The 20322-nt window shown below is 64.5% G+C and carries 21 protein-coding genes; 13 read left to right on the forward strand and 8 right to left on the reverse strand.

What is annotated here, in order from left to right:
* The first annotated feature begins 2 nt into the window (after positions 1-2).
* The 7 genes from DIE22_RS10280 to DIE22_RS10310 all read left to right on the forward strand — a co-directional run bounded on the left by DIE22_RS10280 (position 3) and on the right by DIE22_RS10310 (position 6153).
* Positions 3-2546: a hypothetical protein gene (locus tag DIE22_RS10280; protein ID WP_124605031.1), complete on the forward strand. Its 2544-nt coding sequence runs from the start codon at positions 3-5 to the stop codon at positions 2544-2546.
* Positions 2547-2729: 183 nt separating this feature from the next.
* Positions 2730-3329 carry a hypothetical protein gene (locus tag DIE22_RS10285; RefSeq protein ID WP_124605032.1) on the forward strand — a complete coding sequence of 200 codons (600 nt, stop codon included), beginning with the start codon at positions 2730-2732 and terminating at the stop codon, positions 3327-3329.
* An 18-nt stretch (positions 3330-3347) separates the two neighbouring features.
* Entirely contained in the window at positions 3348-3641 is a 294-nt protein-coding gene (locus DIE22_RS10290; protein WP_124605033.1) for a hypothetical protein, read from the forward strand.
* Between the two features lie 67 nt (positions 3642-3708).
* Positions 3709-3993 carry a phage holin family protein gene (locus DIE22_RS10295; protein WP_124605034.1) on the forward strand — a complete coding sequence of 95 codons (285 nt, stop codon included), beginning with the start codon at positions 3709-3711 and terminating at the stop codon, positions 3991-3993.
* 2 nt (positions 3994-3995) lie between these two features.
* Positions 3996-4571, forward strand: a complete 576-nt coding sequence (locus tag DIE22_RS10300; protein ID WP_124605035.1) for a glycoside hydrolase family 108 protein — start codon at positions 3996-3998, stop codon at positions 4569-4571.
* 158 nt (positions 4572-4729) lie between these two features.
* Entirely contained in the window at positions 4730-5215 is a 486-nt protein-coding gene (locus tag DIE22_RS10305) for a hypothetical protein (protein WP_260426645.1), read from the forward strand.
* 149 nt (positions 5216-5364) lie between these two features.
* Complete coding sequence (locus DIE22_RS10310; protein ID WP_124605037.1) at positions 5365-6153, forward strand: DNA adenine methylase; 789 nt, start codon at positions 5365-5367, stop codon at positions 6151-6153.
* A 40-nt stretch (positions 6154-6193) separates the two neighbouring features.
* Here the strand turns inward: DIE22_RS10310 and DIE22_RS10315 are convergent, their stop codons facing one another.
* From DIE22_RS10315 to DIE22_RS10340, 6 genes are all read right to left on the reverse strand, one after another.
* A complete protein-coding gene (locus DIE22_RS10315; RefSeq protein WP_124605038.1) occupies positions 6194-6904 on the reverse strand; it encodes an immunity 52 family protein in 711 nt (236 codons plus the stop codon).
* Positions 6905-6916: 12 nt separating this feature from the next.
* Positions 6917-7489, reverse strand: a complete 573-nt coding sequence (locus DIE22_RS10320; RefSeq protein WP_260426646.1) for a restriction endonuclease fold toxin 5 domain-containing protein — start codon at positions 7487-7489, stop codon at positions 6917-6919.
* Complete coding sequence (locus DIE22_RS10325) at positions 7407-7883, reverse strand: hypothetical protein (protein ID WP_260426647.1); 477 nt, start codon at positions 7881-7883, stop codon at positions 7407-7409. Before DIE22_RS10325 ends, DIE22_RS10320 begins: the two co-directional genes overlap by 83 nt.
* Complete coding sequence (locus DIE22_RS10330; protein ID WP_124605040.1) at positions 7876-8379, reverse strand: DUF4123 domain-containing protein; 504 nt, start codon at positions 8377-8379, stop codon at positions 7876-7878. Before DIE22_RS10330 ends, DIE22_RS10325 begins: the two co-directional genes overlap by 8 nt.
* 3 nt (positions 8380-8382) lie before the next feature.
* On the reverse strand, positions 8383-8790 hold the full coding sequence (locus DIE22_RS10335) for a PAAR domain-containing protein (protein ID WP_124605041.1): 408 nt from the start codon (positions 8788-8790) through the stop codon (positions 8383-8385).
* Positions 8791-9177: 387 nt separating this feature from the next.
* Positions 9178-9360, reverse strand: a complete 183-nt coding sequence (locus DIE22_RS10340; protein WP_012364402.1) for a rubredoxin — start codon at positions 9358-9360, stop codon at positions 9178-9180.
* A 196-nt stretch (positions 9361-9556) separates the two neighbouring features.
* Between DIE22_RS10340 and DIE22_RS10345 the strand changes: the two genes are divergently transcribed.
* The 5 genes from DIE22_RS10345 (at position 9557) to DIE22_RS10370 (ending at position 17446) form a co-directional block, all read left to right on the forward strand.
* The gene (locus DIE22_RS10345; protein WP_124498068.1) at positions 9557-9961 is read left to right on the forward strand and encodes a DUF4399 domain-containing protein; all 405 of its coding nucleotides are present in this window, start codon (positions 9557-9559) and stop codon (positions 9959-9961) included.
* A 196-nt stretch (positions 9962-10157) separates the two neighbouring features.
* Positions 10158-12143 carry an ATP-binding cassette domain-containing protein gene (locus DIE22_RS10355; protein ID WP_185640592.1) on the forward strand — a complete coding sequence of 662 codons (1986 nt, stop codon included), beginning with the start codon at positions 10158-10160 and terminating at the stop codon, positions 12141-12143.
* A gap of 223 nt (positions 12144-12366) precedes the next feature.
* Complete coding sequence (locus DIE22_RS10360) at positions 12367-14349, forward strand: DNA topoisomerase IV subunit B (protein ID WP_124498070.1); 1983 nt, start codon at positions 12367-12369, stop codon at positions 14347-14349.
* 69 nt (positions 14350-14418) lie between these two features.
* Positions 14419-16740, forward strand: a complete 2322-nt coding sequence (gene parC / locus DIE22_RS10365; protein ID WP_124605043.1) for a DNA topoisomerase IV subunit A — start codon at positions 14419-14421, stop codon at positions 16738-16740.
* Positions 16741-16987: 247 nt separating this feature from the next.
* Positions 16988-17446 (forward strand): CopD family protein, encoded by a 459-nt coding sequence (locus DIE22_RS10370; protein ID WP_124498072.1) that lies wholly within the window; start codon positions 16988-16990, stop codon positions 17444-17446.
* 62 nt (positions 17447-17508) lie between these two features.
* Here the strand turns inward: DIE22_RS10370 and DIE22_RS10375 are convergent, their stop codons facing one another.
* On the reverse strand, positions 17509-18393 hold the full coding sequence (locus tag DIE22_RS10375) for a LysR family transcriptional regulator (RefSeq protein ID WP_124498073.1): 885 nt from the start codon (positions 18391-18393) through the stop codon (positions 17509-17511).
* Between the two features lie 113 nt (positions 18394-18506).
* Here DIE22_RS10375 and DIE22_RS10380 point away from each other — a divergent pair, with 113 nt between their 5' ends.
* A complete protein-coding gene (locus DIE22_RS10380) occupies positions 18507-18953 on the forward strand; it encodes a multidrug/biocide efflux PACE transporter (RefSeq protein ID WP_124498074.1) in 447 nt (148 codons plus the stop codon).
* 40 nt (positions 18954-18993) lie between these two features.
* Here the strand turns inward: DIE22_RS10380 and DIE22_RS10385 are convergent, their stop codons facing one another.
* Positions 18994-20202 carry a chromate transporter gene (locus tag DIE22_RS10385; RefSeq protein WP_124498075.1) on the reverse strand — a complete coding sequence of 403 codons (1209 nt, stop codon included), beginning with the start codon at positions 20200-20202 and terminating at the stop codon, positions 18994-18996.
* Positions 20203-20322: the final 120 nt, after the last annotated feature.

A 20322-nucleotide genomic window follows, 5' to 3' on the forward strand; every position in this document is an offset into this window, starting at 1 on the left:
GGATGAGTGCACTTGGGGATCTGCGAGACGCCATTACCGGCATCGTTGCCAACTGGCCGATTATCCGAACGTTCGTCAACGGTGGGGCGACGGAAACGGTCGAGACCGGCTCCGGCACGGTGCCGGTGATTGCGAAGGTGGTCGCGGACGCGCAGACGGTGTTCGACCAGGCAAAAACCGATCTGATCGCGCAGAAGGATCAGGAGATCAACCAGGCGGCGGACGGTGTGCTGCAGCAATCGCGTAGCGCCGCCGACCAGGCGTCCGCGTCTGCCATGACGTCGTCCGGCAATGCGGCTGTAGCCGAGCAGCAGGCCGGCATCGCAACGCAGCAGGCGGGCATTGGCGCTGCCGCAAATTCGATTTATGCGACGACCGCCGCCGGCGTCGCAGGCGTTGCCGCCGGCAGGTATTTCTACGTGCCGGCGACGAGCGCGCAGGGAGCCTATGACGTTTGGCTGAATAGCGCGGGTGTGGCGATGTTCACTGGTATCACGTTGCCGAACCTTGCTGCAGTCCAGGCGAACACGCGCGCGATCGGTGATCTGCAGGCCCGCGGCGCAACGCTTCGATATGTGCCGCTGTCGGCCGGCTATGACGTCGTTTGGGGCACGTGCATTGATGGCGCGTACAGGACGTGGGTGGATAGCGTCGGCATGTTCCATTCGACGCATACCCATGACGGTCTGAGCAGCCTACCGCAGGCGTTGTCGAATATCCGAGATCTGCTCGGTGTAGCACCCAAGGTGCTGCCGCTCGCACCGGGACAGAGCTGCGATTACGGCTGGTTCGTCGATGGCGCCTACAAGGTGTGGGTCGATTCGGCCGGCGTGTTTCACTCGACGCATTCGCATACGGAGTTTGCGCAGTTCGGGCAGCTCCGGGATATCGCGCCGAAGGTCATGCCGCTGGCGAAGAATCAAGACTATTCGTATGGCATCGTTGTCGACGGGGCGTACCGCACCTGGATCGATAGCGTCGGTACATTTCATTCGACTCATACCCATCCTGAAATCGCACCGCTGCAGACCGCAGTGGCGGCCATTCAAGAGCAGCTCGATTCGGGAGCGATCGGCGGCAACGCGTCGGGATACTTGGTCGAGCAAGTCGCGAAGGTGAACGGGGGCACGACCGAGCAGCAAATCATGCTGCTCGACGGACAGTCGCAATATCGACAGCTTACGCTTGACGGATACAACTGGCGCGCGCCGACCGTTCAACGAACGTCGGTCGTGCGTGCTGTCACCGACTACTATTTTGCGGGCGGTAACGACGCCGTCTCGATCTTGCCTACCGGCGAAATCGTGCCCGAATCCGGCATGGTGGTGCACCACGCGATCTTCGGTCAATCGCTTGCTCTCGGTGCGCGCGGCTTCGTGACGTTCACATGGGATCCCGTCAACCAGGTATTCACTGCTGCGACCGTGTTCTCGAGCGTTCCATCTCCGCACGGAGTGTACTGTCTCGGCTTCGGCGACGGCACGACGGGATATGCGCGCACGGGCGCAGTGTTCAACAACTTCGGCGTGCTGCAAGAGGCATGGAGCGGCGTTGTGGGCGAAACGGTCTGCTCGGGCTTTGCCAACACTCGCAATGACAAGCTCTATACGAAATGGGGATTTCGTCAGCGCATTCTCATGACGTCGACAGGTCTCGGCGGAACGCCGTATTCGGGCTTGAAGAAAGGCACGGCGCCATACAACAGCCTGATCTCGTCCGTGGCCGGCGGCAAAGCAACCGCAAATGGCAAGGGTTGGAAGTACTTCGTGCCGACGCTCTACATCGTCCACGGGGAAAGCGAGAGCGGAAACATCGCAGATGCGACCTACGCCGGCTACCTGCTGGAATGGATCTCGGACTTCACGACCGACATCATGCCGATCACGGGGCAGCGTCAACCGCCCGTCATGATCCTCTCGCAAATGAACCGGCAGAAGGCGTCGAATGAAGGCGTGACGCTCGGCCAGGTGCTCGCGCACGACAACAACGCGAACATCATCCTGATCGGGCCGAAATACCAGCACCTTTATTACGACGACGCGCACATGCTTGCCGAGGGCTACGTCAAGCAAGGCGAGTATGGGGAGCGCGCATCGCGGCATTGGCTGGCCAGGCGCAAATGGTCGCCGCTCAAACCGGTATCGGTCGTGGGTGCCGGCAACACAATCACGATCCAGTTCAACAACACGCTCGCGAGCGCGGACACGGTGCCAGGTCCGGTTGGAGCGTTGGCATTCGATACGACCGTCGTCACGAATCCAGGGAACTACGGATTCGAGTATGCGGATGGCAACGGCACGACGATCACGAACGTCGCGCTCGGCGTCGACGGCACGAGCGTTGTCCTGACGTTGTCGGCAGCCTACGTGGTCGGCGCGACGCTCCAATACGCGATGCAGAGCGCGCTCAACCTGAACACGATGCCGACCGGGCAGAACACTGGATCGCGCGGGTGCCTGCGCGATTCGGATGCGCGTGACCAATCGCGATTCGATGGCACGAATCTTTTCAACTGGTGCGTCGCGTTCCGCAAGACGCTTACGTAAGGGAAAAATATGAACCGTCGTCAAATCATCCAGATTGGCAGCGCCTTGCCGCCGGGCGTCACGACCGAGCAGTTCGCGCTCGCGCAGCTGGCCCCGATCGTTGCATGGCCCGCGGTTGCGAAGTGGAGTGTCAGCCCGGCCGCGACCGGCTTTCTCGACCGAATCGAGCGAAATGCGATCCGCATGGCGAACGGCAAGACAGCGATCGCTGGTCGCTTCTTCGATACGTCGGACGGTGCCGGTACCGGCTTCTCGATTCAGGATATTCAGACGGGTGTCGTCGCGCCGGTTTTCGATACGTCGGGCGACTTCACTGTCGGCGTGCGCTTCTATCCCGGATCGCTGGCGGTGTCGGGCGGCACGTGGGGCGGGTTCGCGCTCGGCAGCTACTCGAGTGCGAATAATGCCTGGCGCCTCGAGAACGATACGAACGGAAAATTCCGCATGGGTGCGCCTGGTGGACTGCAGTCGGCCTACGCCGACTACACCGGCCCGGTCGTCACGCAGAGTCAGATGATGTATGCGGTGCTGCGGTTTTTCCGTTCGACCGGGACCATGAATCTCCGTATCAACGGTGCGTATGAACAGAGTTTCCAGAACAACGCGCTGGTCGCCGCCACGTTTGCGGCCGAGCTTGGGTTCGGTCTGTACTGGGACTTTTCGACGGCGGCGACGAAGTACCGTTCGACGCAGCTCGTGAAGGCGGTCGCGGCGAACGCTGCGTTAAGCGGTTCGGATCTGACGGTGCTCGAGGCGTATCTCGCGGCTGCGGCAGTGGAATAACTCCGGGAGGAAATCGGCATGAAAGTACGAATCGACATTTTGTCGCTCTGCATGGATGACCAGGCCGCGAGCGCGATGCGCGTGTCGTTGCTGGATGCGGACGATCACGCAATCGCGACCGTCAACGTGGCGGAGGCATCGGCCCAGTTCGACGACGTCGCGCCTGGTGCGTATACGGCGCATGTCGTGCGGCAGTCCGATGCTGGCACCGATGTGGATGATCCGCTGATTTACCCGTTCGTGATCGTGCAAGACGCAGCGAGCCAAACGCACTACGGCGATTCGATCAACGTGACGGTGATGCAGGCATAACCGAACAACAAGCCGTCGAGCAGGCCACCTTTCGAGGTGGCCTTTTTATTTCTGCGGGGGAGAAGGGATGCAAGAGCCTGAGAAGACTATCGCGGAGCTGATCGTCATGGGTGCGTTGATTGGGATCGCAAAGTTACTTGTGAGCAGCGAGCAGCTGACGTTTCGCGTTGTCGCCGGCCGTGCGCTGCTCGGCTCGGCGACATCGATGATCGCCGGAGTCGCACTGCTGCAAGTGCCGGACCTGCCGCCGCTTGCGTTGCTCGGAATCGGCAGCGCGCTCGGGATCGTCGGGGCGCAGTACATCGAGGTTCTGCTGCGCCGGAAGGCGAAAGCAGTTTTGGGAAAGGAGTGAGCATGGATCTGAAAGGCAAGGTCGACGCGCTGCTCGGTCGCGAGGGCGGGTTCTCCAACGACCCGAACGACAAGGGCAACTGGTACCTCGGCAAGCTCGAGGGAACGATGTGGGGCATCACCGCGGCCGTCGCACGGTCATTCGGCTATACGGGGCCGATGAATATGATGCCCCGTGATACGGCCGTCTCGATCTACCAACAGCGCTACTGGTTCGGCGTGAAGTTTGACCAGATCGCGGCGATCGACGACCGCCTCGCCGAGCGGCTGTTTGATATCGGCGTCAATGCGGGGCAGGCGACCGGCGTGCAGTTCCTTCAGCGTGCGCTCAACACGCTGAATCACGGTGGCAAGGATTTCCCGGATCTGAGCGTCGATGGCGGTGTCGGCGCCGTCACGCTCGGGGCGCTGAAGGGGTTTGTCGCGCAGCGAGGGCAGCAAGGACGTGACGTGCTGTTCTTCATGGTCGCGTCGCTGCATTCGGTGTTCTACGTCGTGGCAGCAGAGAACCGGCCGGCAAACGAAGATTTCGAGTTCGGCTGGCAAGTCAACCGTGCAATGAATGGGGTGCGCGTATGAGTTCGACGTGGGGTGACGTGGCCGCTGCCGTTTCGAAGTTTGCGCCGATTCTCGGCAGTGCAGTGCCTGGTGTTGGCTCGGTAGTGGGTGCGGGTGTTGGTCTTGCCGCGTCGGTCATTGCGAAGGCGCTCGGGACGGACCCGACGCCGGACAGCATCTTGAGCGCGCTCGCAACCAATCCGGATGCAATCGTCAAGCTGAAGCAGGCCGAGCTGGATCACGAACGCGATCTCGCGCAGATCGCCGCGTCGCGCGAAGCGGCGCTGTGGGCGGCTCAGACGGCGCAGTATTCGGCCGAGGCCGCGGATCGGGATAGCGCTCGCCAGCTCGCCGCGAAGCAGTCGAAGGATTTCATGCGGCCACTACTTGCGATTGTGCTGATGGGGCTGACCGTCTACATCGTCTGGGCGGTGATGGGCGGCCACGCCGATAGCGTCATCCGGGATACGACGGCGGCGCTCACGGTTGGGACGCTGATCGGCTACGTGTTGAGCGAGAACAAGCAGGTGCTCGGCTTCTACTTCGGTACGACGCGAGAGGCCAGTGCTACGAACGCGAAGGTCGCCGATTTTGCGACCGCACCAGGCATGGTCACGCTCGACCAGGTGCAAGCCGGGGCATCCGGCATGTCGACGTCGAGCTGACACGGTCGGGAGAAAGACAGGGCGACCGCATGGATGGTCGAGCATCCATGCGGCCACCTTTCCACTGTGCATGCCAGTGAATCAGCCGAGGCCCTGCCACCCACCGGTGGGCGGGCCATTCTACCCCAATCATTAGAAGGGCTTTCACAATGGCGAATCCGATTATTCCGTGGATCGGCGGCAAGCGACGGCTGGCCGAACATCTCATTCCGCGCTTCCCGCAACACGATTGCTACGTCGAGGTGTTTGCCGGCGGGGCTGCGCTGTTCTTCTTACGTCCGCCGGCCAAGGTGGAGGTAATCAACGACGTCAACGGCGACCTGGTGAACCTGTATCGCGTTGTCCAGCATCACCTCGAGGAGTTCGTGCGGCAATTCAAGTGGGCGTTGACGAGTCGGCAGGTGTTCGAGTGGCTGAAGGTCACTGTCCCGGAAACCCTCACCGATATCCAGCGTGCGGCCCGGTTCTACTACCTCCAGAAAAGTTGCTTTGGCGGAAAGGTTGAGGGGCAGACGTTCGGGACCGCGACGACGACGCCTCCTGGCTTGAACTTGCTGCGAATCGAAGAGGAACTGTCAGCCGCACATCTGCGCTTGGCGAACGCGTTCGTCGAGCGCCTTGATTGGGCCGCGTGCATCGATCGATACGATCGTCCGCATACGCTGTTCTATCTGGATCCGCCGTATTACGAGACGGAGGGGTATGGCGTGGCATTTCCTTTCGGCGAGTACGAAAAGATGGCGCAGCAGCTGCGATCGCTCAAGGGCCGCGCGGTCGTGAGCCTGAACGACCATCCTGACATTCGGCGCGTGTTTGACGGCTTTCATATCGAGACGGTGCCGATCCAGTACACGGTTGGAGGCGGGAAGGGTGTCGACCGGAACGAGCTGATCATCTTCAGTTGGGATGATGCGGCGCAGCCTGTCGGACTCTTCTAACTGAACGATGCCGGCGTGGGATATCGCGCCGGCATCGTGCTTACAGGTCAGCGAATGCGGGCAGGAGGTCCTGGTCGACGAGCCGGATCTCGATACGGTTTGCTGTCTCGACGTGTTCGGGATTCTTCATCGAGAACGGGGCATCCGTTGTGCTGACGACGATCGTGCCGGTCTGAGTCTTGCCGGCCTCAGGGACCGGAACAATCTCGCGTGCTTCCGGAACCTGTTGCTGAGTGATCACCGTCGGCAAATAGATCATCCAGCCAACGCCAGGCTTATCGTCGAACACCTGCTTCGTCGCGTAACTCCGTGGAGAGACTGAAACGTAGGCGGGCTGAAATGCGGCTACGGTGGCGCTCACGATTCGTTGAACCGATTCGATGTTCGCTAGCACCGCCGAACTGGAAATTTTGATTTCGAAGGAATGCGGCACGGCATTCTCACCGACGTGGCACGCGATCGTTGCACCTTCGCCCTTATTCTGATTCCCGTTCCACAGCGCAACGTAGGATCGTGACGGATCGTCTGAAAACTGATGTTTTAGAACCGCGAGCAGTGCCGTCGATGGTTGGCCGTCTTCGAACGCTGGGTAGAGTAGGGCTTCGTCCAAGGTGTCGCCTTGAGCGAACCAAGTACTTAGCGTCGAATCGATTGCGCCCATCGTCAACGTTACGATGCGGATGCGTGACAGAATCTTCTCGAAGTCTGTAGGGGCCAATGACTCGTCCCTGAACTGGAGGCTGAAGTCCATCTTGTTCTCGGTTTACGGTTGTACGACGGAAAGAACCGAATTGCGTCTCAGGTCCTTGAGTAGGTACTCGCGTACCTCCGCTTCTTCAAAGTACCATGTCAAACGAGCTGGCGGGAACAGCTTCACTGCGCCGGCTTGTCGCTCAATATCGGAGACCATTCCCGGAAAGCCTTTGAACCAAGCGACTGGCTCCAGTTCGCCTTCGTCGTCTCGCTGAAGGAACTGCGCATAGCGCGACTTTGCCTCTTGCAGCATGCATTCGGCCGGCAGGAAACCGTCGAATGCGATGCCTTGCCATACCCATTCCTCGTTCCATTTTCCCTCATTGCTGTATGGCCGGCCTGTGATGCGGCCTTGATACTCGCGCGAGTGGTCGGACATATGGTGCGTCTTGTTTTCAGCCTTGCCAGTTTCCTCGGGCGGGCACTTCTTACATTTTTCCCCGGTGCGCGGAATGGCCTTTGCGTCAGTCTTGGCTTTGCTCTCGTCCTTCGGCGTATCGCTAGACAGGCTCGCCGTCCCCGCCAGTCCTACCGCGCCCAACAAGGCGACGCCAGCGCGCGCCAATACCGGCCCAAGCTCCACTGCCGCTGCTTCGATTATCGGTACTACCAAGCCCGCCATTTCGAGATCCCCCGTTGTATTCCGGATGTTCGATGCGCCATTTGATGACGCGAAGGTAATCGTGGAAACGCTCGTCAGCCGAGCGTCCTGGTCGAGTCAGCCACGCGCGCGTCGCGGGTTTCTCGTAAAACTTTGGCGCGTATGCCTCGATCCGGAGAAACGCAGCGACATTCTCGTCGGACCGGATGCCAAGCTGTCGAGCAGCGATGTATGCGTTCCAGAGGCGCGTGGGTAGCGTGCCGTCGTCGGCCAGCTTCGGGTCCGCTTTGATGAGATCCTGCCGCGTGCGTTCGACATATCCGCGTGCGTCGATCTCGGCAAGGCCCGCGACCTGTTCGCTTGTCAGCTCAAGCATGCGGGTGCACTCCCTTCAGTTTTCCATTTACTTCGACGAGCCAGTTAAATGTCGGGACGAAGAACTGCAGGCGCTGCGTGAATTCCATCAGCGATGCCATGTCGGCCATGATCCGGGCATCGTAGAAGCGGAGTAGGGCTGTACGGCCGTCCGGCAAGCGCACGTCGAGCCGACGGCGCAGCTCGTCGGCCAGTGATTCAATTGGATATCCACTGATCAGCCAGGACACGCCTGTCGGCCCGCCGGCCATCGCGAAGAGGGAGCTTCGCACATTGCCGGCCGCGCGCTCGTAGTCGAGCAGCCACGGACCCGCATCGGCCAGCGATGCATCCGGTGTGCCGTCGAACAGCGCCACGGCTGCTTGCGATCGCTGAGGGGGGGATCCGCCGGCCGCATCCGCGAACAGGAGACCGTCGACCAGGGCGTACAAGTGCACCTGCATGGTCAACTGCTGTTGCCGCGTGAAGTAGAACGCCTCGATTGAATTGCCGGTCATGTTCTATCCGCGCGCGATCATCGTTGCCGCATTTTCGGCCGCGGACTTCAGGCATTCGAGGCAAAGCGTGGACGAGGGGGCCAGCGCTGTAGCTGCGGCGGCTACTGCGCCGCCAGTCGCCGCTTCGCCGGCTCCGACATCGTCGAGCGTCGCCGACGATTGCGAGGCGATCAGCGTTGCCCCGCACGCGGTTTTCATGCCTTCGATGGCCGTTTCCCGGCCGGCGATTTGGTGCGGGTAGCGTCGCCCGGTGGCGGGCAGGATCGGAAAGATGCCTTTGCACTGTGGGCAAAGTACCTTGTGCCCGACGCCTGCGATGGGCTTCCCGTCAATGGTGGCAGTCGCAGTACCCTCGAGCACGCGGCCGCCGTGCGTCGTCGTGTCGCCGACGCAGATCATGGCTCGGGCCATATGTTCTCTCGTAGATGTGGTTTTCGTATGAATTTACCATTTCTCGAGGGGCGGTCTGCGGCTGGAAGGTGCATGGTCCGTCAACTAGTGTCAATCGAACCGGGGGCCTAAGTGATGGCTCTACGAAAAAGCCCGCTGTTAGCGGGCTTATTTACGTGCTACAAATTTGCTACAGCAAGGGGCGGGAGCCTTGCTGGGTAAGCCTTGCGCTTATCATTCCATCCCCTGAACTACGGGGAGAGCCATGTCCGCGATTCCGCGTGCAAAAGACGCGATCGGGACGGCGAAGTGGACAGCGCGCAGAGTATAGCAAACGCGCGGCGCATCGGCGGACGGAATGCGCACCGATGCGTGGCGCGCGTGCTCGGTCGTGTCCGGAAACCGGAATCAGAAATCTACGACGACGAAATCTTCCTTGCCCACGTCGCACAGCGGGCAGCGCCAGTCGGCGGGAATGTCGGCGAAACGGGTGCCGGCGGGGATGCCCTCGTCGGGCAGGCCTTCCGCTTCGTTGTAGACCCACCCGCAAATCAGGCAGACCCAGCTCTGGTATTCGATTACTTCGCTCATGTGGCGCTCGGGATGATGAAAGTCGGCAATGTCGCCCGCGGCGTGGCCGGCGGACGAAAGGCGCAATGTTACCGGAATTTCGCCGAACGCCTGCGCAACGTCGTTTTAAATGTACGCATCGCGAACAACGGCCGTCATCGCGCGTGCCGGGCATGCAGTGTATGCTTCGTGGGCCTTTCATCTGAAGGAGAAAACGATGCTCAACAAGAAGTGGATCGCGGGTGCGGTGTGTGTCGCGGCACTGGCCGTGTCGACGCTCGCGCGTGCGGAGGCGCGCGTGTTCTTCGTCGAGCCGAAGGACGGCGCGACGGTATCGAGCCCCGTGCACGTGAAGTTCGGTCTCGAAGGCATGGGCCTCAAGCCAGCCGGCGACATGACGCCGGACACCGGCCACCATCACCTGCTGATCGACGGCAAGCCGGTGCCGAAGAGCGACGTGATCCCCGCCACCGACCATTCGCTGCACTTCGGCAAGGCCCAGACCGAAACCGACGTGAAGCTGCCGCCCGGCCAGCACACGCTGACGCTGCAGCTCGGCGACGGTGCGCACCGTTCGTACGGTCCCGACCTGAACTCGACGATCACGGTCAACGTGAAGTAATCGCTCCTCGCACATGCGGGCGCCCGGCCGGGAAGCTGCGGCCGGATGCCCGCCGCCCCGGCGCTCTGCAACGCCGAAGCACGCCATGCCGGCCCATCCGTCGGGTGCGCGCCGACATGCCGCCACGGCACAAAAAGAACCGCGCATCAGCCTAGTCCATCCGGCCATCCCGGCGCAGGCGTCCGCCACCGGTACAATGGGCGCTTCCGATTTCTCTCTTCGCCGTCTCCCCATGTCGCTTTATTCCATTACCGGCGCGCAACTCGCGTTCGGTCACGTCGCGTTGCTCGATCACGCGGACTTCTCGCTGGAGGCCGGCGAGCGCGTCGGCCTGATCGGCCGCAACGGCGCGGGCAAGTCGTCGCTGCTGAAGATCGTCGCCGCGCTCGCGAAGCCCGATGACGGGCTGATCACGCGCCAGCAGGAGCTCGTGACCGTCTACGTGCCGCAGGAGCCCGAATTCGAACCCGGCGCGACCGTGTTCGACGCCGTGGCATCGGGGCTCACGCACACGCGCGAAGTGCTCGAGGAATACGATTCGATCGCGCACCGCCTCGCGGAAACACCGGAAGGCGCCGAGCACGACGCGCTGCTCGCGCGGATGAACGCGCTGCAGTCGTCGCTCGACGCGCACGACGCGTGGAACTGGCGCACGCGCGTGTCGATGACGCTCGCGCAGATCGGCCTGACGGACGGCGACGCGCGCGTCGACGCGCTGTCGGGCGGGATGCAGAAGCGTGTCGCATTGGCGCGTGCGCTGGTTCTGCAGCCCGACGTGCTGCTGCTCGACGAACCGACCAACCACCTCGACTTCGACGGCATCCGCTGGCTGGAAGAACTGCTGGTCGCGCAGCGCGCGGGCCTGCTGTTCATCACCCACGATCGCGCGTTCCTCGACCGCGTCGCGACGCGCATCGTCGAGCTCGATCGCGGCCGGCTGTTGTCGTACCCGGGCAATTTCTCGGCCTACCAGACGCGCAAGGCGCAGCAGCTCGAAGTCGAGCGCGTCGAAAACGAGAAGTTCGACAAACTGCTCGCACAGGAAGAGGTCTGGATCCGCAAGGGCGTCGAGGCGCGCCGCACGCGCAGCGTCGGGCGCATCGCGCGGCTCGTGCAGATGCGCAACGAGCGCGCGGAGCGCCGCAATTCGCAGGGCAACGTGAAGCTCGACGTCGCGCAGGGCGAGAAGTCGGGCAAGATCGTCGCGGAGCTGACGGACGTGACGAAGCGCTACGGCGATCGCACGGTCGTCGACACCTTCTCGACGACGGTCATGCGCGGCGACAAGATCGGTTTCGTCGGCCCGAACGGCGCCGGCAAGACCACGCTGCTCAAGCTGATCCTCGGCGAGCTGAAGCCCGACGCGGGCACGGTGCGCACCGGCACGAACCTGCAGGTCGCGTATTTCGACCAGATGCGCGCGCAGCTCGACCAGGAAAAGAGCCTGGCCGACACCATCAGCCCCGGTAGCGAATGGGTCGAGATCGGCGGCGTGCGCAAGCACGTGATGAGCTATCTCGGCGACTTCCTGTTCGCGCCGGAACGCGCGCGCTCGCCGGTGAAGTCGCTGTCGGGCGGCGAGCGCAACCGGCTGCTGCTCGCGCGCCTGTTCGCGCGTCCGGCCAACGTGCTGGTGCTCGACGAACCGACCAACGACCTCGACATCCCGACGCTCGAACTGCTCGAAGAGCTGCTGGCCGACTACGACGGCACGGTGCTGCTCGTCAGCCACGATCGCGCGTTCCTCGATAACGTCGTCACGTCGGTGATCGCGGCCGAGGGCGACGGCAAGTGGCGCGAATACGTCGGCGGCTTCACCGACTGGCAGATCCAGAGCGAGCGTTCGCAGCAGCTCGCGCAGCAGGAAGCGGCGAAGCGCGCGGTGAAGGAAGCGGCGCCGGTCAAGGAAGATGCGGCGAAGAGCGCGGCCGGCCGCAACGCGCAGCGCACGGTGAAGCTGTCGTTCAACGAGCAGCGCGAACTCGATGCGCTGCCGGAGAAGATCGCGGCGCTCGAGGACGAACAGAAGACGATCAACGCGCGGCTCGAGGACGGCTCGATCTTTGCGAAGGATCCGCAGGAAGGCACGCGCCTGACCGAGCGGTTCGCGGCGATCGACGACGAGCTCCTTGCCGCGCTCGAGCGGTGGGAGACGCTCGAGGCGAAGCGCAAGCCGGTCTGACGCACCGCGCGTGGTGCGAATGATCTTGCAACGGCGCGTCACGCGGAACCAGTAAAATACCGCGCGTCCCGGGCCGCGCGGCGCATGCCGCGCGCCCGCTTTCGGAGCAGTCCAAGCACACCGTTGTTTCGATTCGCTTTTTTACGGAACTCAACGTTTTGTCCACGACGTTATCCACACGAGGTGTGGACAACGTCCCGATGAATGACGAAATTCAGCGCCTATGTCAACGAAGAAGCCCAGCGCGGCCTATAGCGAAGCATCGATCAAGGTGCTCAAGGGCCTCGAGCCGGTCAAGCAGCGGCCCGGCATGTACACCCGTACCGAAAATCCGCTGCACATCATCCAGGAAGTCATCGACAACGCGTCCGACGAGGCGCTCGGCGGCTACGGCAAGCAGATCACGGTCACGCTGCACGCCGATCAGTCGGTGTCGGTCGAGGACGACGGCCGCGGCATCCCGTTCGGCATGCACCCCGAGGAAGGCGTGCCGGTCGTCGAGATCGTGTTCACGCGCCTGCACGCGGGCGGCAAGTTCGACAAGGCCGCCGGCGGCGCGTACACGTTCTCGGGCGGCCTGCACGGCGTCGGCGTATCGGTGACGAACGCACTCGCGACGCGTCTCGACGTGACGGTCTGGCGCGACGGCAAGATCGCCGAGCTCGGCTTCGCCGACGGTGATGTCGTGAAACCGCTCGCGACGCAGGGCGCGGGCCGCGGCGAGAAGAAGTCCGGCACGCGCGTGCAGGTGTGGCCGAATCCGAAGTATTTCGATTCGCCGAACCTGCCGCTCGGCGAGCTGCAGCGCCTGCTGCGCTCGAAGGCCGTGCTGCTGCCGGGCGTCGAGGTCGTGCTCGTCAACGAGAAGACCGGCGAGCGCCAGGTGTGGAAGTACGAGGACGGCCTGCGCGGCTATCTGCTCGACGAGATGAACGGCAGCGAGCTGCTGATCCCGCTGTTCGAGGGCGAGCGCTTCGCCGATGCGCGTTCGACCGACGAAACCTTCGCCGAGGGCGAGGGCGCGTCGTGGGTTGTCGCATGGAGCGAGGAAGGTTCGCTCGTGCGCGAGTCGTACGTGAACCTGATCCCGACGCCGGCCGGCGGCACGCACGAGTCGGGCCTGCGCGACGGTCTCTACCAGGCGGTGAAGAGCTTCGTCGAACTGCACAACCTGCAGCCGAAGGGCGTGAAGCTCCTCGCGGAAGACGTGTTCGCGCGCGTGTCGTTCGTGCTGTCCGCGAAGGTGCTCGATCCGCAGTTCCAGGGACAGATCAAGGAACGCCTGAACAGCCGCGATGCGGTGAAGCTCGTGTCGTCGTTCTCGCGTCCGGCGCTCGAACTGTGGCTGAACCAGCACGTCGAGCTCGGCAAGAAGCTCGCCGAACTCGTGATCAAGCAGGCGCAGGCGCGCACGCGCGCGGGCCAGAAGGTCGAGAAGCGCAAGAGCTCGGGCGTCGCGGTGCTGCCCGGCAAGCTGACCGATTGCGAGACGGAAGATATCGCGCGCAACGAACTGTTCCTCGTCGAGGGCGATTCGGCGGGCGGTTCCGCGAAGATGGGCCGCGACAAGGAGTACCAGGCGATCCTGCCGCTGCGCGGCAAGGTGCTGAACACGTGGGAAACCGAGCGCGACCGCCTGTTCGCGAACAACGAGGTGCACGACATCTCGGTCGCGATCGGTGTCGATCCGCACAGCCCGGATGAAAGCGTCGACCTGTCGAACCTGCGCTACGGCAAGATCTGCATCCTGTCGGACGCGGACGTCGACGGCTCGCACATCCAGGTGCTGCTGCTCACGCTGTTCTTCAAGCATTTCCCGCAACTGATCGAGCGCGGCCATGTGTGCGTCGCGCGGCCGCCGCTGTTCCGCGTCGACGCGCCGGCGCGCGGCAAGAAGGCCGCGCAGAAGCTCTATGCGCTCGACGACGGCGAGCTGGAAGCGATCCTCGACAAGCTGCGCAAGGACGGCGTGCGCGAGACCCAGTGGAGCATCAGCCGCTTCAAGGGCCTCGGCGAAATGAGCGCGGAGCAGCTGTGGGACACGACGATGAACCCCGACACGCGCCGCCTGATGCCGGTGAAGCTCGGCGAGCTCGACTACGAGGCGACCGTCGCGCGCATGACGATGCTGATGGGCAAGGGCGAGGCAGCCGCGCGGCGCGGCTGGCTCGAGGAAAAGGGCAACGACGTCGAAGCGGACATCTAAGCCGGGAACCCGCGCGGCCGGGCATGACGCCCGGCCCGGCCTCACGCCACTTACGAATACGGAATTCAGATGGACGACAACACTTCCGATCTCTTTGCCAGCCCCGACGCGCCCGAGAGCGACGCGCTGACGCTCGGCAACTACGCGGAGCAGGCGTACCTCAGCTACGCGGTCAGCGTCGTGAAGAGCCGCGCGCTGCCCGACGTGTGCGACGGCCAGAAGCCGGTGCAGCGCCGGATCCTGTTCGCGATGAACGAAATGGGCCTCGGCCCGGACGCGAAGCCGGTGAAGTCGGCGCGCGTGGTCGGCGACGTGCTCGGTAAATACCACCCGCACGGCGACCAGTCGGCGTACGACGCGCTCGTGCGTCTCGCACAGGATTTCTCGTTGCGCTATCCGCTGATCGACGGGCAGGGTAACTTCGGCTCGCGCGACGGCGACGGCGCGGCGGCGATGCGATACACCGAAGCGCGGCTCACGCCGATCTCGAAGCTGCTGCTCGACGAGATCGACCAGGGCACGGTCGACTTCATGCCGAACTACGACGGCTCGTTCGAGGAACCGAAGACGCTGCCGAGCCGCATGCCGTTCGTGCTGCTGAACGGTGCGTCGGGCATCGCGGTCGGTCTCGCCACCGAAATCCCGTCGCACAACCTGCGCGAGGTCGCGGCGGCGGCGGTCGCCTTGATCCGCAATCCGAAGCTCTCGCACGCGGAGCTGGTGAGCCTGATCCCGGGCCCGGACTTCCCCGGCGGCGGCCAGATCATCTCGAGCGACACCGAGATCGCGGCGGCCTATGAGACCGGCCGCGGCAGCCTGAAGGTGCGCGCGCGCTGGAAGATCGAGGATCTCGCGCGCGGCCAGTGGCAACTGGTCGTCACCGAGCTTCCGCCGAACACGTCGGGCCAGAAGGTGCTCGAGGAAATCGAGGAGCTCACCAACCCGAAGCTCAAGCTCGGCAAGAAGACGCTGACGCCCGAACAGCTCAATACCAAGAAGGCGATGCTCGACCTGCTCGACGCGGTGCGCGACGAGTCGGGCAAGGAAGCGGCGGTGCGGCTCGTGTTCGAGCCGAAGTCGCGCACGATCGACCAGACGGAATTCGTGAACACGCTGCTCGCGTACACGAGCCTCGAGTCGAACGCGACGCTGAACCTCGTGATGATCGGCGCCGACGGCCGGCCGGGCCAGAAGGGCCTGCTGACGATCCTCGACGAATGGGTGAAGTTCCGCCAGCTGACGATGACGCGCCGGTGCCGCCATCGCCTCGCGAAGGTCGACGACCGCATCCACATCCTCGAAGGGCGGATGATCGTCTTCCTGAACATCGACGAGGTGATTCGCATCATCCGCGAGGCGGACGAGCCGAAGGCCGCGCTGATGAGCGCGTTCGGCCTCTCCGACCGCCAGGCGGAAGACATCCTCGAAATCCGCCTGCGTCAGCTCGCGCGGCTCGAGAAGATCAAGATCGAGAAGGAACTCGACGCGCTGCGCGACGAGAAGGCGAAGCTCGAGGAACTGCTCGCGAACGAAAGCGCGATGAAGCGGCTGATGATCAAGGAGATCGAGGCCGACGCGAAGCAGTACGGCGACGATCGCCGCACGCTGATCCAGCAGGAAAAGCGCGCGACGTTCGAGGCGAAGGTCGTCGACGAGCCGGTGACGGTCGTCGTGTCGCAGAAGGGCTGGGTGCGTGCGCTGAAGGGCCACGGGCTCGACCCGGCCGGCTTCACGTTCAAGGCCGGCGACCACCTGTACGCGGCGTTCCAGTGCCGCACGCCGGATCGCCTGATCGCGTGGGGCAGCAGCGGCCGCGTGTACTCGGTCGACGTGTCGGTGCTGCCGGGCGGGCGCGGCGACGGCGTGCCGGTGACGTCGCTGATCGAGCTCGAATCGGGCTCGCACCTGATGCACTACTACGCGGCGCCGGCCGACCAGCAACTGCTGCTCGCGTCGAGCAACGGCTTCGGCTTCCTCGCGAAGGTCGGCGACATGGTGAGCCGCGTGAAGGCCGGCAAGTCGTTCATGACCATCGATGCGGGCGCGGTGCCGCTCGCGCCGATGCCCGTGCTGCCGAACGCGACGCAGGTCGCGTGTCTGTCGAGCGGCGGCCGTCTGCTGGTGTTCGGGATGGACGAGATGAAGACGCTGTCGGGCGGCGGTCGCGGCGTGATCCTGATGGCGCTCGACGACAAGGAAACGCTCGTGCAGGCGCTCGCGATCGACCCGGCCGGCGTCGTGCTGATCGGCACCGGTCGCGGCGGCAAGGCGCAGGACGAAACGCTGTCGTACGCGGGGCTCGCGCCGCACATCGGCAAGCGCGCACGCAAGGGCCGCGCGCCGGAAACGAAGCTCAAGGTCGTCAACGAGCTGCGTCCGCTGCTCGGCTGACGCCGCATCCGGTGGCCGGTTCGACCGGCATCGAGGGCCGCACCTCCGCTTCGGCGGGCGTGCGGCCTGTTCTTTTTGGGGCGGCGCATTCTGGTAAGCGAGCGTGGCGCCGTCACGCGGAACTTGCAAAATATTGTGAAATGCCGCCAGGGCTCTGAACCGAGCGGCGGCCCGCCGGTCGAACGTCGCTCGAGACCGCGCGTGACGCGGCTGTTCGTTGCATTCAACCCATAACAGGATTGCCGCTATGTCCCACGCTGTTGCCGTCGCGCTGTTTCTTCATCTGCTGGCCGTCGCCGTGTGGGTGGGCGGGATGGTCTTCGCGAACTTCTGCCTGCGTCCGGCGCTGTCCGACCTGACGCCGCAGCTCCGGCTGCCGCTGATCGAGGGTGTGTTCGGCCGTTTCTTCAACTGGGTGTCGGGCTCGGTGATCGTGATCCTGCTGTCCGGCGGATTCCTGCTGATGGAGTTCGGCGGCGCGCACGCGACGTGGACGCTGCATGCGATGGCGGGGCTCGGCGTCGTGATGATGCTGATCTTCGGCCATATCCGCTTCGCGCTGTTCCCGCGCATCCGCCGCGCGGTGCAGGCGCAGAACTGGCCCGATGGCGCGCGCGCCGTGAACGCGGTGCGCCTGCTCGTCGTCGTCAACCTCGTGCTCGGCGTCGTGACGATCGGCGCGGCCGTGCTGTCGCGCGGCCTGTGATCACGCATCGCTGACCTTGCGGCGCCGGCCGGCGCCCGCGGCAGGCGCGGTGTCGCGCGCCGCTAGGCGGCCAGCATCGCGTCGAGCAGCCACGCGCCGGCCGGGCCGAGCGGCCGGTTGCGCGACCAGACCGCATCGACCCTGACGCGGCGCGGCCAGCCGCGCGAGCGCAGCTCGCACAGCCGGTCGCGCGCGAAGTGCTCGACCATCCAGCGCGGCAGCTCGGCCCAGCCGAACCCCAGCACGGCCATCTCCAGCAGCATCAGATAGCTCGGCGCGAGCCAGCGCTGCGTGCCGACGACGATCCGGTCGTCGGCGCCGCGATCCTCCGGTTTCACGTACGTGTTGAGCCGCAGCTCGCGCGCGTCGCGCAACGCGGCATGCGGCACGTCGGCGTCGCCGTACGCCGCCAGCGCGTGCGTGCGCCCGACGAACAGACCGATCTCCGATTCCTCCGCCACCGTCGCCGCGCCGATATCGGGCGGGTAGACGGCGCGCGCGGCCATCAGTCCGAGCTGGGCGCGGCCCTGCTGGATCAGGTCGAGCACGTCCTCGTGCTCGGCGATCTGGCATTCGAGTTCGAGCGCCGGAAAGCGCCCCTCGAGTGCCATCAACGTTTCCTCGTAACGCTTCGACTGATACGTATCGGACACGACGAGCGTCAGCCGCGCTTCCTCGCCCTGCGCGAGCCGCGCGGCGGTGCGGTCGATCGCCGCGCCGGCCTCCAGCGCGCGCTGCACCTGAGGCAGCAGCGCGCGGCCGGCATCGGTCAGCGTCGGCGTGCGCGTCGAGCGGTCGAACAGCTGCACGCCGAGGTCGATCTCGAGGTTCGCGATCGCTTCGGACACCGTCGACTGGCGTTTGCCGAGCTTGCGCGCGGCGGCCGTGAACGAGCCGAGCAGCGCGGCTTCGGCGAAGGCGAGCAGGGCTTCGGGGGCGTGGCGCACGCGGCGGACCTCATGGTGTTATATCGGTAAAACCGATGATAACAAACTGGATTCGTACGGTCTTGCCGATCAAAATGGTCGGCATGAGCTGGACAAACGCATCGGAGGGAATCATGAAACATACGAACAAAACGGTGGCGGAACGCCTCGTTCACGCGCTGACGTTCGAGCTGGTGGCGATCGCGCTGTGCGCGCCGATCGGCGCATGGCTGCTCGACATGCCGGTGTCGCACGTCGGCGTGCTGACGGTGATGGTGTCGCTGATCGCGATGGCCTGGAACATGACGTTCAACACGCTGTTCGACCGTTTCGAGCGGCGCGCGGGCCTCACGCGCACGCTCGGCATGCGGATCGCGCATGCGCTCGCGTTCGAGCTCGGCCTCGTCGCGATGGTGGTGCCCGTCGCCGCGTGGTGGCTGGACGTGAGCCTCGTCGAGGCGCTGCTGCTCGACCTCGGCATCGTGCTGTTCTTCCTGCCTTACACGTTCTGCTTCAACCTCGCGTACGACGCGCTGCGGGCACGCTGGGCCGCACGCCGCGTCGCGGTGCAGGCGGGCTGAGCGGCAAGCGGCCGGCGATGGCCGCGATCGGGGCCGGTCGTCAGTGCGCGGCCGCCCACAGCCATACGCCGCACGCGATCGCGACCGCACCGTAGACGGCATACACGGGCACCTTGAAGCGCGCGAAGCACAGCGTCGCAAAGGCGCCCGTGACCCAATAGACGGCATCGGCCGGTTCGCGATGCAGGATCTTCACGACGGCGACGACGAGAAAGCCCGTGGTCGCCGCACGCAGCAGGCGCATTCCGTGCTCGAAGCGCGAATGGCGCTTGAGCCGGAGCAGGTGGTTGTGCGCAAACACGACGAGGCATCCCGACGGAATGAACAGCGCGGCGGTCGCGAGCAGCGCGCCGACCCAGCCGTCGGTCAGGTAGCCGAGAAACGGCACGACGTTCAGCAGCGGTCCGGGCGACACCGGCGACAGCGCGAACGCGAGCGTGAAGTCGTGATCGGAGATGCCGGTTGCCGGCGACACGAACAGCGTCTTGAGCACGGGCAGCGCGGAGAAGCCGCCGCCGAACAGCGTCATGCCGGCGCCGGCGAGCCGCGGCCACAGCAGCGTCATCTGGTAGTCGCCGGGCAGCGGCAACGCGAACAGCGCGACGAGAATCGCCAGCAGCACGAGCAGGTTGCGGTCACGCTTCGATAGCGTGAAATCGACCGTGTCGTCCTGCGGCGGCCCCGTGAGCCAGCCGGCTGCAAACGCAGCGAACAGAATCCCGACGAAAGCGGCCGGACTATGCGCGAAAGCAAGCAGAATCGTCGATAGCGCGGCAATCAGCTGTTCGAGCCGCGTGCGCGCGAGCGTGCGCAGCTGCCTGAGCCACGTGACGCCGATCAGCGCGGCAAGCACCATCCCGAAGTGATTGATCAGCATCGGCGCGGCGAGCGAGCGCACGAGCGGCGTGCGGTAGAAGATCGCGAACAGCGTCATCAGGATGGAGAACGGCAGCACGCTCGCGATGCCGGCAACCCACGCGCCGGTGCGGCCGTGCAGCGTCTGGCCGACCTGTACCGCGACATTGCAGCCGACGGGGCCCGGCACGAGCCACGCGAGTGCGACGAGATCGGCGAAGACGTGCGGTTCGATGCGCTGGAACCGGTCGACGTAATGGCGTTCGAGCTGCGCCATCATCGAGAGCCCGCCCCACGAGACGGCGGAAATGCCGGCGATGACCTTGAACAAGGTCCACAGGGATGCCTGTGCCTGTTCGACACGTTCGGCCGCTTCGACTTCGACGGTGGTCATGATTGTGCAGTTGGTGCTGGGCCTGGTCTCACGCATGGGGGGATGTGCCGGCGGCCCGCCGACGCGATGGCCCTCCCGATTGTCCACCGGGCATCGTGACACTGCCATGCGCGAAAACGC

Source organism: Burkholderia sp. Bp9142, assembly GCF_003853415.1.
GTDB lineage: Bacteria > Pseudomonadota > Gammaproteobacteria > Burkholderiales > Burkholderiaceae > Burkholderia.